At 70.4% G+C, this 247-nt stretch carries 1 pseudogene; it reads left to right on the top strand.

What is annotated here, in order from left to right:
• A pseudogene (locus AC6UDB_RS07200) lies at positions 1 to 247 on the top strand (hypothetical protein); the annotation flags it as partial.

Consider the following 247-nt stretch of genomic DNA (forward strand, 5'->3'; position numbering starts at 1 on the left):
GTGCGGTGCACTCTCTGATCGCTACGGCCGGCGACCGCTGCTGCTGGGGCTGACCGTGTTGGCAGCGCTGCTGCCGTTGTCGATGTTCGGCTGGATGGCCGAAGCGGCGCCGCTGGGCATTGCGCTGGCAGCAGTGGTGCTGGCCTGCGTGGCAGGCGGTGTGAGCGCGGTAGCGGCGCCGGCCACCGCCGAGCAGTTTCCTGGCGAAGGCCGCGTAAGCGGGTTGGCACTGGGTGTGACCATGGCC

It is taken from the genome of Fructilactobacillus sp. X3R2C1, assembly GCF_059901235.1.